The sequence below is a fragment of the Novosphingobium aquiterrae genome (assembly GCF_042434435.1).
Classification (GTDB): domain Bacteria; phylum Pseudomonadota; class Alphaproteobacteria; order Sphingomonadales; family Sphingomonadaceae; genus Novosphingobium; species Novosphingobium aquiterrae.
Genome location: NZ_JBHLTL010000001.1, coordinates 13,195 through 26,537, shown reverse-complemented (window position 1 = coordinate 26,537; position 13,343 = coordinate 13,195). Strand labels below are relative to the sequence as shown.

The 13,343-nt window shown below is 67.0% G+C and carries 13 protein-coding genes and 1 tRNA gene; 6 read left to right on the top strand and 8 right to left on the bottom strand.

Annotated elements, in window-relative coordinates:
• Positions 1 to 1,182, top strand: a complete 1,182-nt coding sequence (locus ACFFF7_RS00125; RefSeq protein WP_379479335.1) for an RsmB/NOP family class I SAM-dependent RNA methyltransferase — start codon at positions 1 to 3, stop codon at positions 1,180 to 1,182.
• 35 nt (positions 1,183 to 1,217) lie between these two features.
• Complete coding sequence (locus ACFFF7_RS00120) at positions 1,218 to 1,724, top strand: tetratricopeptide repeat protein (RefSeq protein WP_379479334.1); 507 nt, start codon at positions 1,218 to 1,220, stop codon at positions 1,722 to 1,724.
• On the opposite strand, the gene ACFFF7_RS00115 is transcribed toward ACFFF7_RS00120, so the two are convergent.
• Together ACFFF7_RS00115 and ACFFF7_RS00110 are read right to left on the bottom strand one after the other, a co-directional pair.
• Positions 1,721 to 2,221, bottom strand: a complete 501-nt coding sequence (locus ACFFF7_RS00115; protein ID WP_379479333.1) for an RNA pyrophosphohydrolase — start codon at positions 2,219 to 2,221, stop codon at positions 1,721 to 1,723. The genes ACFFF7_RS00120 and ACFFF7_RS00115 overlap by 4 nt on opposite strands.
• Positions 2,222 to 2,237: 16 nt before the next feature.
• Positions 2,238 to 3,173, bottom strand: a complete 936-nt coding sequence (locus ACFFF7_RS00110; protein ID WP_379479332.1) for an alpha/beta hydrolase — start codon at positions 3,171 to 3,173, stop codon at positions 2,238 to 2,240.
• A 189-nt stretch (positions 3,174 to 3,362) separates the two neighbouring features.
• On the opposite strand from ACFFF7_RS00110, the gene ACFFF7_RS00105 reads away from it, so the two are divergent.
• Together ACFFF7_RS00105 and ACFFF7_RS00100 are read left to right on the top strand one after the other, a co-directional pair.
• Positions 3,363 to 5,312 (top strand): 2-oxoacid:acceptor oxidoreductase subunit alpha, encoded by a 1,950-nt coding sequence (locus tag ACFFF7_RS00105; protein ID WP_379479331.1) that lies wholly within the window; start codon positions 3,363 to 3,365, stop codon positions 5,310 to 5,312.
• A complete protein-coding gene (locus ACFFF7_RS00100) occupies positions 5,309 to 6,352 on the top strand; it encodes a 2-oxoacid:ferredoxin oxidoreductase subunit beta (protein WP_379479330.1) in 1,044 nt (347 codons plus the stop codon). Before ACFFF7_RS00105 ends, ACFFF7_RS00100 begins: the two co-directional genes overlap by 4 nt.
• 7 nt (positions 6,353 to 6,359) lie before the next feature.
• On the opposite strand, the gene ACFFF7_RS00095 is transcribed toward ACFFF7_RS00100, so the two are convergent.
• Positions 6,360 to 7,067 carry a phosphatase PAP2 family protein gene (locus ACFFF7_RS00095; RefSeq protein WP_379479329.1) on the bottom strand — a complete coding sequence of 236 codons (708 nt, stop codon included), beginning with the start codon at positions 7,065 to 7,067 and terminating at the stop codon, positions 6,360 to 6,362.
• A gap of 64 nt (positions 7,068 to 7,131) precedes the next feature.
• Between ACFFF7_RS00095 and ACFFF7_RS00090 the strand changes: the two genes are divergently transcribed.
• On the top strand, positions 7,132 to 8,514 hold the full coding sequence (locus tag ACFFF7_RS00090) for a cryptochrome/photolyase family protein (protein ID WP_379479328.1): 1,383 nt from the start codon (positions 7,132 to 7,134) through the stop codon (positions 8,512 to 8,514).
• Positions 8,515 to 8,526: 12 nt separating this feature from the next.
• On the opposite strand, the gene ACFFF7_RS00085 is transcribed toward ACFFF7_RS00090, so the two are convergent.
• From ACFFF7_RS00085 to infA, 5 genes are all read right to left on the bottom strand, one after another.
• A tRNA-Phe gene (locus ACFFF7_RS00085) sits at positions 8,527 to 8,602 on the bottom strand.
• A gap of 70 nt (positions 8,603 to 8,672) precedes the next feature.
• Entirely contained in the window at positions 8,673 to 8,840 is a 168-nt protein-coding gene (gene yacG / locus ACFFF7_RS00080; protein ID WP_379479327.1) for a DNA gyrase inhibitor YacG, read from the bottom strand.
• Complete coding sequence (locus ACFFF7_RS00075; RefSeq protein WP_379479326.1) at positions 8,837 to 9,796, bottom strand: ribonuclease; 960 nt, start codon at positions 9,794 to 9,796, stop codon at positions 8,837 to 8,839. The genes yacG and ACFFF7_RS00075 overlap by 4 nt, the downstream gene beginning before the upstream one ends.
• Entirely contained in the window at positions 9,789 to 10,367 is a 579-nt protein-coding gene (locus ACFFF7_RS00070) for a Maf family protein (protein ID WP_379479325.1), read from the bottom strand. Before ACFFF7_RS00070 ends, ACFFF7_RS00075 begins: the two co-directional genes overlap by 8 nt.
• A 9-nt stretch (positions 10,368 to 10,376) precedes the next feature.
• Positions 10,377 to 10,625 (bottom strand): translation initiation factor IF-1, encoded by a 249-nt coding sequence (infA, locus tag ACFFF7_RS00065; protein ID WP_147090742.1) that lies wholly within the window; start codon positions 10,623 to 10,625, stop codon positions 10,377 to 10,379.
• Between the two features lie 258 nt (positions 10,626 to 10,883).
• On the opposite strand from infA, the gene ACFFF7_RS00060 reads away from it, so the two are divergent.
• On the top strand, positions 10,884 to 13,313 hold the full coding sequence (locus ACFFF7_RS00060) for a TonB-dependent receptor plug domain-containing protein (protein WP_379479324.1): 2,430 nt from the start codon (positions 10,884 to 10,886) through the stop codon (positions 13,311 to 13,313).
• The last annotated feature ends 30 nt before the right edge of the window (positions 13,314 to 13,343 follow it).

Genomic DNA, 13,343 nt, shown 5'->3' with positions numbered 1-13,343 from the left:
ATGACCCCCCAGGCCCGCGTCCAGGCGGCGATCGAGATTCTCGACGCGGTGATTGCGGCAGCGCGCAGCGGCGGGCCAAGCGCCGACCGGATTATTGCCGACTGGTTCCGCACCCGCCGCTTTGCCGGCAGCGGCGATCGGCGCGCGGTGCGCGATTTGGCCTATGGCGCGATCCGCGCCTGCGGCGAAGTGCCGGTCAGCGGCCGCGCGGCCATGCTTCACCTGGCGCAGGACGATGCGGCGCTGGCCGCGCTGTTCGATGGCTCGCGCCACGCGCCCTTGCCGATAGCCCCTGACGAGCCAGTGGCGGCGGGTGGCATCGCGCCGGCATGGCTGACCCAGCGCCTGGCCGAGAGCGGGATCGCCGGCGCCGCAGCAGCCGCCTTGCTGGCGCGCGCGCCGCTCGACGTGCGGGTCAATACGCTCAAGGCGCGGCGCGATGCGCTCGAATTGCCGCTGCCGGGCGAGCCGCTGGCCGCGCCGCAGGGGCTGCGCTTTGCTCACGGGACGCCGGTCGAGCAGTGGCAGGCGTTCAAGGACGGGCAGATCGAAGTGCAGGACGGCGGCTCGCAGCTCGCTTGCGCCGCGGTCGACGCAGCGCCGGGCGAAACCGTTATCGACCTCTGCGCCGGGGCCGGAGGCAAGACGCTGGCGCTGGCGGCGGACATGGCCGGCAAGGGCCGGTTGATCGCCTGCGATACCGACCGCGCCCGGCTGTCGCGCCTGGCTCCGCGTGCGGCGCGCGCCGGGGTGCCGCCGATCGATACGCGGCTGCTTGGTCCAGGACGCGAACTGGATGCGTTGGTCGATCTGGCGGGCAAGGCGGATGCGGTGCTGGTCGATGCGCCGTGCTCGGGCACCGGCACCTGGCGGCGCAATCCCGAAGCGCGCTGGCGGCTGACCCCGCATGAGCTGGCCCGGCTGACCGCAATTCAGTCGCGTCTGCTTGACGTGGCGGCCGTTCTGGTCCGTCCGGGCGGTCGTTTGGTCTTCGTTACCTGTTCGCTGCTCGATGCCGAAGGCGCCGATCAGGTCGCTGGATTTCTGGCGCGCCATTCCGCCTGGCAAGCCGTTCCGCTTGATCTGGGAGCGGGGACGCCGCGCGGCCACGGCCTGCGGCTCGACCCGTTGCAGGACACCACTGACGGATTTTTCATCGCGCGTTTAGCTGCGCCGTGGTAACCGGATCAGCCATGCCCGGCCTCAAGGAGCATTTGATGCGCTACATGCCTGCCGCCCTAGCCTTGTCCGCGATTCTGGCGGTCACCGCCAGTGTCGGGCAGGGTGCACCGCCTGCGCCGCTTGATGCGCGGGCCGCGGCATTGGTCGCCCAGGGCCGCGCAGCGCTTGCCGCCGGGCAGGCCGACAGCGCAATCGACGCGTTTGAATCGGCTCTGGCAATCCAGCCGGGCCATGTCGCGATCTACCTCAACCTGGCCGAGGCAACCCGCAAGCAGGGCATGCAGGGCAAGGCGCTGCGCTATTACCGCGAAGCGCTGAAGATCGATCCCAACAACACCTTTGCCATTGCCGGCGAAGGGGCTGCGCTGGTCGAAAAGGGCGCCGTGGAAAAGGCACGGCGCAACCTGTCGCGGTTGCAGCAGATTTGCGGCAACACCTGTCCCGCCACCACGGAACTGGCCGCCGCGATCCAGAAGGGGCCGGCCCCGCAAGTGGTGACCGCCGATCAGGTCAAAAGCCAGCCGGTCGTGACCTCCAATTAGATCAGGTCGCGAAACTCTTCCAGAACAGCGCGATAGACGCGCTTCTTGAATGGAACGATCAGGTCGGGCAGCTCGGCCGGGCTGATCCATTGCCACGCCTCGAATTCGGCCGGGTCATGCGCGTCGAGGCGGATGTCGCTGTCTTCGCCGCCAAAGCGGGCCAGCATCCAGTGCTGGCGCTGGCCGCGGTATTTGCCGCCCCACAGCTTGCCGATCAGGTCGTCGGGCAGGTCATAGAGCAACTCCTCGCGGGTCTGGGCCAGCAGCGTAACGTGGCGTTCCTCGACCCCGGTCTCCTCCCACAGCTCGCGCAGCGCCGCGGCACGCAGCTCTTCGCCGTCGTCGATCCCGCCCTGCGGCATCTGCCAATAGGTCCCGCCCTCGTCGGGCTGGCCGCGGGTATCGATACGCTTGCCGACGAAGGCATGGCCGGCGTGATTGACCAGCATGACGCCGACGCAGGGGCGATAGGGTAGGTGGGCAAAGCGATCGTTCATCGGCTGCCCCTTAGCCCTAAACCTTCATCAGCATCAACTTCATCGCCGCGATCACCTTGGCCGTGGCAGCCGCGGCGCTGGGCAGGGCCTTGCGCGTCGACGAGAAGTCGTGCGTCATCCCGGCAAAGTGCAGGTAGACCGTATCGACTCCGGCTTCGACCAGCTTGTCAGCGATCCGCAGCCCCTGATCCTGCAAGGGATCGAGCCCCGCGGTGGCGACGATCGACGGGCACATGCCCTTGGCGCTGGCATGGAGCGGGAAGGCGCGCGGATCGCCGCTTTTGGGCTGATAGAGCGAATAGAACCATTCCATCACGCCCTTGGTCAGCAGGTGCCCTTCGGCAAAGGTGTCCATCGACCCGTCCTGCGATTCGTCGGTGGCGGGATAGAGCAGGACCTGCAGCAGCATCGGCGCAGCCGCCGGCTTGTCGCACAGCGCGCGGGCCACCACGGTCGCCAGGTTGCCACCGGCAGATCCGCCGATCGTCACCAGTCCGGTGACTGTGCGGCCCAATTCGGCCGGACTGCCCGCCAGCCAACGCGCCGCGGCTTCGCAGTCGTCCGGCGCGGCGGGGAAGGGGTGTTCCGGGGCAAGGCGGTAATGCACCGCCAGCACCGGCAGGTCGAGCTCGGCCGACAGTTCGGTGCACAGCGAATTGTGCGTTTCAAGATCGCCGATCACGAAGCCGCCGCCGTGGAAAAAGACGATGGCGGGTGATGGACCGCGTTCGGCACGGACGTCGTAAAACCGCACGGGAATGTCGCCGGCCGGACCTGGGCAGGTGAGGTCCTTGATCACTGCCATGTCGCGCGGATCGGCCTCGATCAACTGCTTCATCGCGACATAGCCCATGCGCTGTTCCTCGGGCACCAGCGCGTCGGGCGCGGGCAGGCTGTTGATCATGGCCAGGAAACCCTGGACGTCTTCGCGAAAGTTGGGGGTGTCGGTCATGGTGGCGGCTTCCTCTTCCAAAGCTGTTTAATCGACAGGTTAAGAGGGTAGAAGCCCCTTGACTAGCCGCCTTGTCAGGCCTCTTGTCGAATTGCGTGCTCGACAGTTTTTCTTGATTGCGCGCTGTGATGGGAGGGGACTAGGGCGCCGGGACAAGAGGCGCCCCGTTCGCCTGAAGTAGGACTTTGCATGGCCACCCAAATCGCCGATCCCGAAGCATCGATCAAGAACCACCCTGAAACCGTCGTCGTCCGTTTCGCGGGCGATTCCGGCGACGGGATGCAGCTGACCGGCGGGCAGTTCACGCTGTCGAGCGCGCTGACCGGCAACGATTTTGCCACCTTCCCCGATTTTCCGGCGGAAATCCGCGCGCCGCAGGGCACGTTGTTCGGGGTTTCGGCGTTCCAGATCAACTTTGGATCGACCGAGATCGACACCGCCGGTGATGCCCCAGACGTGCTGGTGGCGATGAACCCGGCAGCGCTCAAGACCAATGTCGGCGCGCTCAAGCCCGGCGGGCTGATCATCGCCGACACTGGTGAGTTCACCAAGCGTAACCTGGAAAAGGCCAAGTACGAGAGCAACCCGGTCGAGGACGGCAGCCTGGCCAAATGGAATGTCCTGGCCTTCGATATCAGCGCGCTGACGCTGGAATCGGTCAAGCCGTTCGGGCTGGGCAACAAGGAAGCGCTGCGCTGCAAGAACATGTGGACGCTGGGCCTGGCGCTGTGGATGTTCGACCGTGACCGGGCGCCGCTGATCGACTGGCTCAACGCCAAGTTCCGCAAGAACCCGGTGCTGGCCGAAGCCAACATTGCCGCGCTCAATGCCGGCCATGCCTATGGCGAAACTGCCGAGCTGGGCGGCCAGCTGCACAAGCAGCACATCGATCCGGTGCCGTCGCCTGCCGGGCTTTACCGCACGATAACCGGGGCCGAAGCCGTCGCGCTTGGCCTGGTCGCCGGGGCCAAACTCGCTGCGCTGCCGATGTTCTTCGGCGGCTATCCGATTACGCCGGCCAGCTCGATCCTGCATTACCTTGCGGGGCTGAAGGAATTCGGCGTCACCACCTTCCAGGCCGAGGACGAGATCGCCGCGATCGCCGCAGCGATCGGCGCGTCTTATGCGGGCAGCCTGGGCGTAACCTCGTCCTCCGGTCCGGGCATCGCTCTGAAGGGTGAGGCGATGGGCCTGGCGGTGATGACCGAGCTGCCGCTGGTGATCGTCAATTCGCAGCGCGGCGGGCCGTCGACCGGCCTGCCGACCAAGACCGAGCAGAGCGACCTGTATCAGGCGGTCTATGGCCGCAACGGCGATACGCCGATGCCGGTGATCGCCGCGCGCAGCCCCGGCGACGCCTTTGAATGCGCGATTGAGGCCTGCCGGATCGCCACCCAGTACATGACCCCGGTGATCCTGCTGACCGACGGCTATATCGCCAATGCGGCCGAGCCGTGGGCCGTGCCCGATCCCGATACCTTCACGCCGTTCCCGGCGACCTTCCTCGATAAGCCCAACGGCCCCGACGGCATGCTGCTGCCCTATGCCCGCGACGACAAGGGCGCGCGGCCGTGGATCAAGCCGGGCACGCCCGGGCTGATGCACCGCATCGGCGGGATCGAGAAGAACCCCGGCACCGGCAATCTCGACTACAGCCCCCAGGCGCACCAGGCGATGACCGACGCGCGGAAGGCCAAGGTCGATGGCGTTGCCAAATCGATCCCCGCGCAGGACGTGTGCCTTGGCCAGCCGGGCGGCAAGCTTGCCGTGGTCGGCTGGGGCAGCACTTTCGGCCCGATCCACCAGGCGGTGCGCCGGGCGCGGGCCAAGGGCATGGACGTCAGCCACGTCCATGTCCGCCACATCTGGCCACTACCGGAAAATCTCGGTGATTTGCTAAAGTCTTACGAGCGTATCCTCGTGCCCGAAATGAACACCGGCCAGTTCAAGACCGTGCTGCGCGACCAGTACTTGGTCGATGCCCAGCCGCTCAGCAAGGTGTCGGGCCAGCCCTTCGCCATTGCCGAAATCGAGGCTGCGATCGCGACCTACTTCGACGGCGCCCCCGGCAATGCCGGCGGTGACGAAGTCGGACCGAACGCCAAGCAGCTGCCCAGCATCGAAAGCGCCAACCCATGAACGCGATTGCCACCATCACCACCACGCTCAAGGACTGGGAATCGGACCAGGAAGTCCGCTGGTGCCCGGGCTGCGGGGACTATGCGATCCTGAAGGCGGTGCAGCGGACCATGCCCGAAATCGGCGCGGATCCGGCCAAGACGGTGTTCGTCAGCGGGATCGGCTGTTCCAGCCGTTTTCCCTATTACATGGCCAGCTATGGCTTCCACACCATCCACGGCCGCGCCCCGGCCTTTGCCACCGGGATCAAGCTGGCCAATCCGGAACTCGACATCTGGCTGGTGACTGGCGACGGCGACGGGATGAGCATCGGCGGCAACCACACGATGCACCTGATCAGGCGCAACCTGAACTGCCAGATCATGCTGTTCAACAACGAGATCTACGGGCTGACCAAGGGCCAGTACTCGCCGACCAGCCGCCAGGGCACGACCAGCCCGACCACCCCGCTCGGCTCAGTCGATCGTCCGGCCAGCCCGGCCGCTTTTGCGCTCGGTTCAGGGGCGCGGTTCATCGGCCGCGGCTTCGACGTGTCGAAGCATCTGCCCGACGTGCTGAAAGCCGCCCACGCCCACCGCGGTGCCGCCTTTATCGAGATTTTCCAGAACTGTATCGTCTACAACAAGGACGTGTTCGAGGATTTCGCCGCACCCAAGGGGGCGGAGGATCGCCAGCTCTGGCTCAAGAATGGCGAACCGATGCTGTTCGGCAGCGAGAAGACCGGCGGGGTCAAGGGCATTGCCCTCGATGGCGAAAAGCTGACCCTCAAAGTGGTCGAGGTTGAGGGTGGCGACTGGCAGGCTGCCGGCGTGATCGTCCATGACGTCACCAACCGCTCGGTCGCGCACATGCTGGTCGAAATGCCGTTCGGTCCGTTCCCCATGGCACTGGGCGTGCTCTACGACGATCCGCGCCCGACCTACGAAGACGCGGTGCTGGGCCAGGACGCCCAGGCGCGCGAAGGCAAGAACACCGACCTCAAGAAGCTGCTCGCCAAGGGCCAGACCTGGACGGTTAGCGAAGACGGGCCGGAGCTTTAGTTCCTTTTCAGCTCGCGGCTTCGGCTACGACCTTGGCAGGGCGGTACAAGGCAGCTTCGGCCAGGAAGGCCCAGCCAGCGCCGCCAAGCCAGCCGGCGACGACGTCCGTCGGGTAGTGGACGCCCAGCATTACGCGCGAAAAGGCGACCGCCCACGAAATCGCCACGGCGGCGCCAATCAGGGTCCAGCGCACCGCGCGGCGGTTGCTGAGCGGCGCAAAGGCGAGCGCCACGGCGATAAAGCCCAGCGCGGCGTTGAAGCTGTGCCCGCTGGGAAAGCTCATCCCGCCGGCCAGATCGAGATGCGGCACCAGCGTCGGGCGTGCCCGGCCGACCAGCGCCTTGAGCATCAGTTCGACCAGCAGGCCCGAAACCAGGGTCAGCACCAGCAGTACGGCCTCGCGCCGCATCCGCAGAAACAGCAGCGCGACCAGCGCGGAAATGCTGAACACGACGCGCAGGGTCACCCCGCCCAGAGCGGTCACGTCGCGCACAGCTTCAAGCGACATGGTCCCGCCGGCCCAGCCCAGGTCCCCGGCCTTGCGCCAATAGCGCAGGCCCGCTTCGTCGAAACCGGTCAGGTGTCCGCGCAGCACCGCCCAGGCCACCGCGGCAAACAGCAGCCAGCATAGCACGCCGGCAGTCCAGGCGTGGCGCGGGGTGATCTGCTGGCGGGCGGGTGAAGCTGCAGGGGCTACCGCAAAAACGTCATTCATTGCCGCACAACGTGGCAAAAGGGGCATGGTTGCAAGCCCTAATCACCCGGCTAGGGTCAAAGTCATGTCCGCCGCATCCCCGTCCCCCGTGCTTGTCTGGCTGCGCCGCGATTTGCGGCTGACCGATCAGGCCGCGCTGTTCGCCGCCTGCGCCAGCGGCGCGCCGGTGATCCCGGTCTACGTGCTTGACGACGAAACGCCGCGGCATCGCCGGATGGGCGGGGCATCGCGCTGGTGGCTGCATCACTCGCTTGAACGCCTGGCCCGTGATCTGGCAGCGCGCGGGTCGCGACTGATCCTGCGGCGCGGATCGAGTGCCAAGGTTCTGGTGGCGCTTGCACAAGAGGTCGGCGCGAAAGAGGTGTACGCTCTGCACCATTACGAACCGTGGTGGCGCAATGCCGAACGCGGGGTCAATTCCCGGCTGCGGCTGCACCTGCACCACGGCAACTATCTGGTGCCACCCGGATCGCTGCGCACCGGGTCGGGCACGCCGTTCAAGATCTACACCCCGTTCTGGCGCGCGCTGCAGGCGCATATGCCGCCCCTGCCGCCGCTGCCCGCGCCGGATCAGATCGCCGCGCCGGCGCACTGGCCCGAAAGCGACCATCTCGACAGCTGGGGTTTGCTCCCGACCAAGCCGGACTGGGCTGGCGGCATGCGCGGCGATTGGACCCCGGGCGAGACGGGCGCACACCAGCGCCTCGATGCCTTTGCCGACCGCGCCGCGCGTTATGAACAGCGACGCAATCTGCCGTCGGTGCCTGGTACCTCGATGCTGTCGCCGCATCTGCATTTCGGGGAGATTTCACCGACCCAGGCGTGGCACGCGGTGGCCGGGGCTGGCGGATCGGTCGAGACGTTCCTGGGTGAGATCGGCTGGCGCGACTATGCCGCCAACGTGATCGTCCAGTTCCCGGACTACGGCAGCAGGAACGCGCGCGACGCCTTCGACTCGCTGAAGTGGCGCGACGGCGCCGAGGCGGAGGACGACCTAGCCGCGTGGCAGCACGGTCGCACCGGCTATCCGATCGTCGATGCCGGGATGCGCCAGTTGTGGGCCACAGGGTGGATGCACAACCGGGTGCGGATGATCGCCGCCAGTTTCCTGGTCAAGCACCTGCTGATCGACTGGCGCCGCGGCGAACAGTGGTTCTGGGATACGCTGGTCGATGCCGATTACGCCAGCAATGCGGTCAACTGGCAGTGGACCGCGGGGACCGGGGTCGACAGCAACATGTTCGTGCGGATCATGGCCCCGCTCAGCCAATCGGACAAGTTCGACGCTGCGGGTTATATTCGGCAGTGGGTGCCTGAATTGGCCGGGCTTTCCGATGCAGAGATCCACGATCCGCAGCGCCCGGTGAGGGGCTATCCGGCGAAGCGCATCGATCACCGCGCCGCGCGCGAACGTGCGCTGGCGGCCTATGCGGCGCTGAAATCCTGAGATCTGGGGGAGTGGTGCCCGGAGGCGGATTCGAACCACCGACACGCGGATTTTCAATCCGCTGCTCTACCAACTGAGCTATCCGGGCATCGCCAAAGCGATTGGAAGCGCGCCTATGGCGAACCGCTTTGCGCTTGGCAAGAGGGGTTATGCCTCGATCACGCCTTATCGGCGTCTTCGTCGATCGCTGGCGGGCCGGGCAGGGCGTAGCCATCGTCGAGCCAGCGGACGAGGTCGCGGTCCTTGCACCGGGTGGAACAGAACGGGCTGTGTTCGGCACTGCGCGGCTTGCCGCAGACGGGGCATTTGCGGTTGGTCAGGGTCATAGCGGCACCGCCTGCGCGAAACCGCCAGCCAGCGCAAGCCCGGGATCGGTCGCAATGCGCACCTCGCGGCCGGTGCGCCGGGCCAGTTCGGCCAGCCATTCAGCCTTCAGTGCGGCTTCAACCGCCGGAGGACAGGTAAGGAGCAGCGTCCCCGGCGTATCAACCCCCTCGGCCGCGCGCAACAACAGCCGCGCCGCCGCACCGGCCCGGTCGCGCGCCAACAGGTGGAGCAGCGAGGGACGGGTCAGGCGGGCAACCAGCTGGACGAAGCCGAAACCGTTGATCGAGGTGCGCTCATGCGGCCAGTCGCCCAATGCCCGCTCAAGCCCGCCGTCGATCTTCTTGCGGTCGTCCTTGTCCGATAGAGTCGGGAAATCGATGCCGATCGATCCGGCCAGATCGAGCCGCGCCAGCATATGGGCCAGCGGTTCGATTGCGGCCAGCGCCAGATCGCGCGGGGGCAGGGTGCCGTCGATATCGACCAGGGTCATCGCCGGGGTCGGCGTGATGGTTAGCGTGCCGCCGGGAAAGGTTGCTTCACCGGCCCACGCATCGGCGAACAGCTCCTCCCACAGACCGGCGGGGAAGCGGCGGACAATCCGTGCGCCCAGATCCTCGACCAGCGTGGGGGCCGCGCGGAGCGCCTCTTTGGCCGGGCGGGCCTGGGCGCGCTTCAGGCGGCCGCGTTCGGCCATCGCGCTGCGGGTGACGATCAGCCGCAGCGTTGCACCCTCGCTCGCTTCGTGCGGCAGGCTGTCGACCAGCGCTTCCTCGCCGCTGGCAAAGCGCGCGGTGCCGCGCTTCGAATTGGCGGTGCGATGGATCAGCCGGGCCTCTTCGACCAGGCCAGCCTCGAGCCCGCCGGGCCAGCGCAGCCGCGCGGCCAGCGCTGCGCCGCGTTCGACCAGCACCGCGCGCTCTTCGCCGATGCCCTGCTCGACCAGCCACTCAGCCAAGGGGAATTCCCGCCGCTTTGAGCAAGGCGCGGGTTTCGAACAGCGGCAGGCCGATCACTCCCGAATGACTGCCCGATACGAAGCGGATCAGCGCCTCCGCGCGCCCCTGGATGGCATAGCCGCCGGCCTTGCCCAGGCCTTCGCCGCTGGCGACGTAAGCGTCGATTTCGTCTTCGGACAGACGCTTGAACGCGACGACGGTTTCCACCGTGCGCTTGCGCACCTTGCCGGTGCCGTCGATCGTGCAGATCGCTGAAATGCAGCGATGCCGCCGTCCGGACAGCAGCGACAGCAGTCTGCGCTGTACCGTCTCGTCATCGGCCGGGGGCAGGATGCGCCGGCCCAGCGCGACCGTGGTATCACCAGCCAGGACCACTTCGTCCGCTGCGCAGGGCACCGCGCGGGCCTTGGCCTCGGCCAGCCGCTCGGCATAGGCGCGCGGGCTTTCGCCTTTGAGCGGACTCTCATCGATGTCGGGGCTGGCGATGCGATCGGGCATTACGCCGATGCGGGCCAGCAGATCGCGCCGGCGCGGCGAGGACGAGGCGAGAACGAGCCTGGGCGCGGTCACGCGCCGGGCTTAACCAAACTGGCCGGGGCCGCCGCGGCCAGGCATGAAGCGATAGGTGATCCGCCCCTTGGTCAGATCATAGGGGGTCAGCTCGACCAGCACTTCGTCGCCGACCAGCACGCGGATGCGGTTCTTGCGCATCTTGCCGGCGGTATGGCCCAGGATCTCGTGATCGTTTTCCAGGCGGACGCGGAACATGGCGTTGGGCAGCAGTTCGACCACCGTGCCCCGCATTTCGAGCAGTTCTTCCTTCGCCATCCGCGCTCAGTTTCCGTAGTGAGTTTTCGACATTGCGGCGCGCCATAGCGACGAGCGGCGCAAAAGGGAAGCCTTTGCCCGTCTCGTGCGTTTGCGTGCAATGTATCCGGCCGGCGACAATTTGTTACCCGGGCTCGCCTTGCCGCAGTGCAGCAAGTGCGCCATTTGGGATCGCTCGCCACGTCGGTTGACCATTGCCATTGGCGCTTTGTCGATGGGTCACAGACAGTTCATCCCGGACTTTCCACAGGGCAAGCCATGATCAAGACCAGCAGTTCCATCTTCGCACTGGCCGGTGCGCTTGTTTCCGCTCCGGCGCTTGCGCAGGACCAGACTGCCGCCCCTGCGGCCGCCGCTGCCAGCGATCCCGCCCCTGCGGCAGAGCCCGCCGACGGCGTCGCTGTGGTGGCGCCGGGTGAGGCCGGTGCGGAGAGCGACGCCAACCAGATCGTGGTCGTCGCCACCCGCCTGCGCGGGCAGGTCGAAACCGATCAGCCGCCGGTCGCGGTCTATGACGAACAGGAAATCGCCGCACTCGGTGCCGGATCGATCACCGAACTGCTTGGCCGGGTCAGCGCGCAGACCGGTTCGGGGCGCGGCCGCGGCGGCCAGCCGGTGATCCTGGTCAACGGCCAGCGGATCAGCAATTTCCGCGAGATGCGCAATTTCCCGCCCGAGGCGATCCGGCGGATGGAAGTGCTGCCCGAGGAAGTCGCGCTGCGTTATGGCTATCCCCCCGATGCGCGGGTGATCAATTTCATCCTCAAGGACGATTTTCGTAGCCGCTCGGTCGAAACCAAGCTTTCCGCGCCGACCGCGGGCGGGACTTCGACCTGGTCGCTGGAGGGTACCCTGCTCAAGATCCAGGGGCCGACCCGGCTCAGTGTGACGGTCAACACCGACGATACCAGTCCGCTGACCGAGGCCGAGCGCAATATCATCCAGACCACCGCCGCCGCGCCGGGCAGTCCCGATCCCGCGCCGTTTCGTACCCTGATCGCGGATTCGCGCAATTTCGGCGGCAATATCAGCTGGTCGAAAGGGCTGGGCAAGGACGGCAAGGGCGGCCAGCTCAGCCTCAACGGCAATGTCACCCGCGCTGACAGTCGTTCGGGATCGGGGCTCGACTCCCTGCTCGCGCCGCTTGAGCGGGTGAACCATACCACCGAAGTTTCGGGCGGCGCCGGGCTCAACACCAATTTCGGGCAATGGCAGTTCAGCGCTACCGCCGATGCCACTTTTGGCAAGAACGAGACGCTGATCGACCGCTCTTCCGGCACGGGCTATGACACCGCAACCAGCGATACCAAGCGCCTGACCAGCCTGGCGACGCTGACCGGCCGGCCGTTCCGCCTGCCCGCGGGCGAGGCCACGGCAACCTTTCGCACCGGCTACAACTGGGGCAACATCCAGAGCAGCGATACCCGCAGCACGGCCAGCGCAGATCTGACCCGCGGGACGCTCTTCGGCGGGTTCAACCTGTCGCTGCCGCTGACCAGCCGCCGCGACGACGTGCTGGCGGCACTGGGCGACATCAGCCTGAATGTCAGCGCGGGCTATGACCACGTGTCGGACTTTGGCGGGGTGGTCGACTGGAGCGCCGGGCTGACCTGGAAGCCGACCGACCGGCTGGGGCTGCAGGCCAGCTACATCGTCAACGAGGTTGCTCCCAGCCTGTCGCAGTTGGGCCTGCCGCAGACCCAGACCTTCAACGTCCCGGTCTATGACTTCACCACCGGGCAGACGGTGCTGGCCACGGTTATCGGCGGCGGCAATCCCGATCTGGTCAAGGAGCGCCAGCGCGACCTGAAGCTGTCGGCCAACTGGCAGATCCCAGGGCTGAACAACTCCAGCCTGCTCGTCGAATACTTCCGCAACAATTCGACCGAAGTGTCGGCCAGCTTCCCGCTGCTGACCCCGGCGATTGAAGCAGCCTTTCCGGGGCGCGTGGTGCGCGACGGGGCGGGCAATATCCTGTCGGTCGATCAGCGCCCGGTCACCCTTGCCGAGCAGAAGGGCTCGCGCCTGCGCTGGGGCCTCAACCTTGGCGGCCCGATCGGCAAGCCCAGCGAAGGCGGCGGGATGATGGGCGGCATGTTCGGTGGCGGCGGAGGCGGGCGCGGCGGTGGTGGTCGTCCCCCCGGTGCTGGTGGCGGTGGGCGCGGTCCAGGCGGCGGCGGCATGATGGGCGCGATGTTCGGCGGGCAGGGCCGCTGGAACCTGGGGCTCTATCATACGATCCAGTTCGACAGCACCGTACTGATTGCGCCCGGTGTGCCGGCGCTCAACCTGCTCGATGGTGACGCGCTGAGCGGCGGCGGTACCCCGCGCCACAGCCTGGAGTTCAACGGCGGCGCGTTCTACAAGGGCTTCGGCACCTTCATCCAGGGCACCTGGGCGGCGCCGACCGCGGTCCGTGCCAGCGGTGCGCCGGGGACCAGCGACCTGCGCTTCGGCGCGCTGGCCAAGGTCAACGTCAACCTTTTCGCCGATCTCGGGCGGATGCCCAAGCTGACCAAGGCCGTACCGTTCTTCAAGGGCGCGCGGCTCAGCCTGGGGATCGATAACGTGTTCGATGCGCGGCAAAAGGTCACGGATGCGAACGGCGTAGTGCCGCTGAGCTATCAGCCCGATTACCTCGATCCGCGCGGCCGCGTGGTCTCGCTCAGCTTCCGCAAACTGTTCTAGACGGCCCGGCCGGATCGCCTCCGGCCGGGT

Coding starts and splice junctions, on each gene's coding strand:
- ACFFF7_RS00125 (WP_379479335.1), top strand. CDS start 1: ATGACCCCCCAGGCCCGCGTCCAGGCGGCGATCGAGATTCTCGACGCG.
- ACFFF7_RS00120 (WP_379479334.1), top strand. CDS start 1,218: ATGCGCTACATGCCTGCCGCCCTAGCCTTGTCCGCGATTCTGGCGGTC.
- ACFFF7_RS00115 (WP_379479333.1), bottom strand. CDS start 2,221: ATGAACGATCGCTTTGCCCACCTACCCTATCGCCCCTGCGTCGGCGTC.
- ACFFF7_RS00110 (WP_379479332.1), bottom strand. CDS start 3,173: ATGACCGACACCCCCAACTTTCGCGAAGACGTCCAGGGTTTCCTGGCC.
- ACFFF7_RS00105 (WP_379479331.1), top strand. CDS start 3,363: ATGGCCACCCAAATCGCCGATCCCGAAGCATCGATCAAGAACCACCCT.
- ACFFF7_RS00100 (WP_379479330.1), top strand. CDS start 5,309: ATGAACGCGATTGCCACCATCACCACCACGCTCAAGGACTGGGAATCG.
- ACFFF7_RS00095 (WP_379479329.1), bottom strand. CDS start 7,067: ATGAATGACGTTTTTGCGGTAGCCCCTGCAGCTTCACCCGCCCGCCAG.
- ACFFF7_RS00090 (WP_379479328.1), top strand. CDS start 7,132: ATGTCCGCCGCATCCCCGTCCCCCGTGCTTGTCTGGCTGCGCCGCGAT.
- yacG (WP_379479327.1), bottom strand. CDS start 8,840: ATGACCCTGACCAACCGCAAATGCCCCGTCTGCGGCAAGCCGCGCAGT.
- infA (WP_147090742.1), bottom strand. CDS start 10,625: ATGGCGAAGGAAGAACTGCTCGAAATGCGGGGCACGGTGGTCGAACTG.
- ACFFF7_RS00060 (WP_379479324.1), top strand. CDS start 10,884: ATGATCAAGACCAGCAGTTCCATCTTCGCACTGGCCGGTGCGCTTGTT.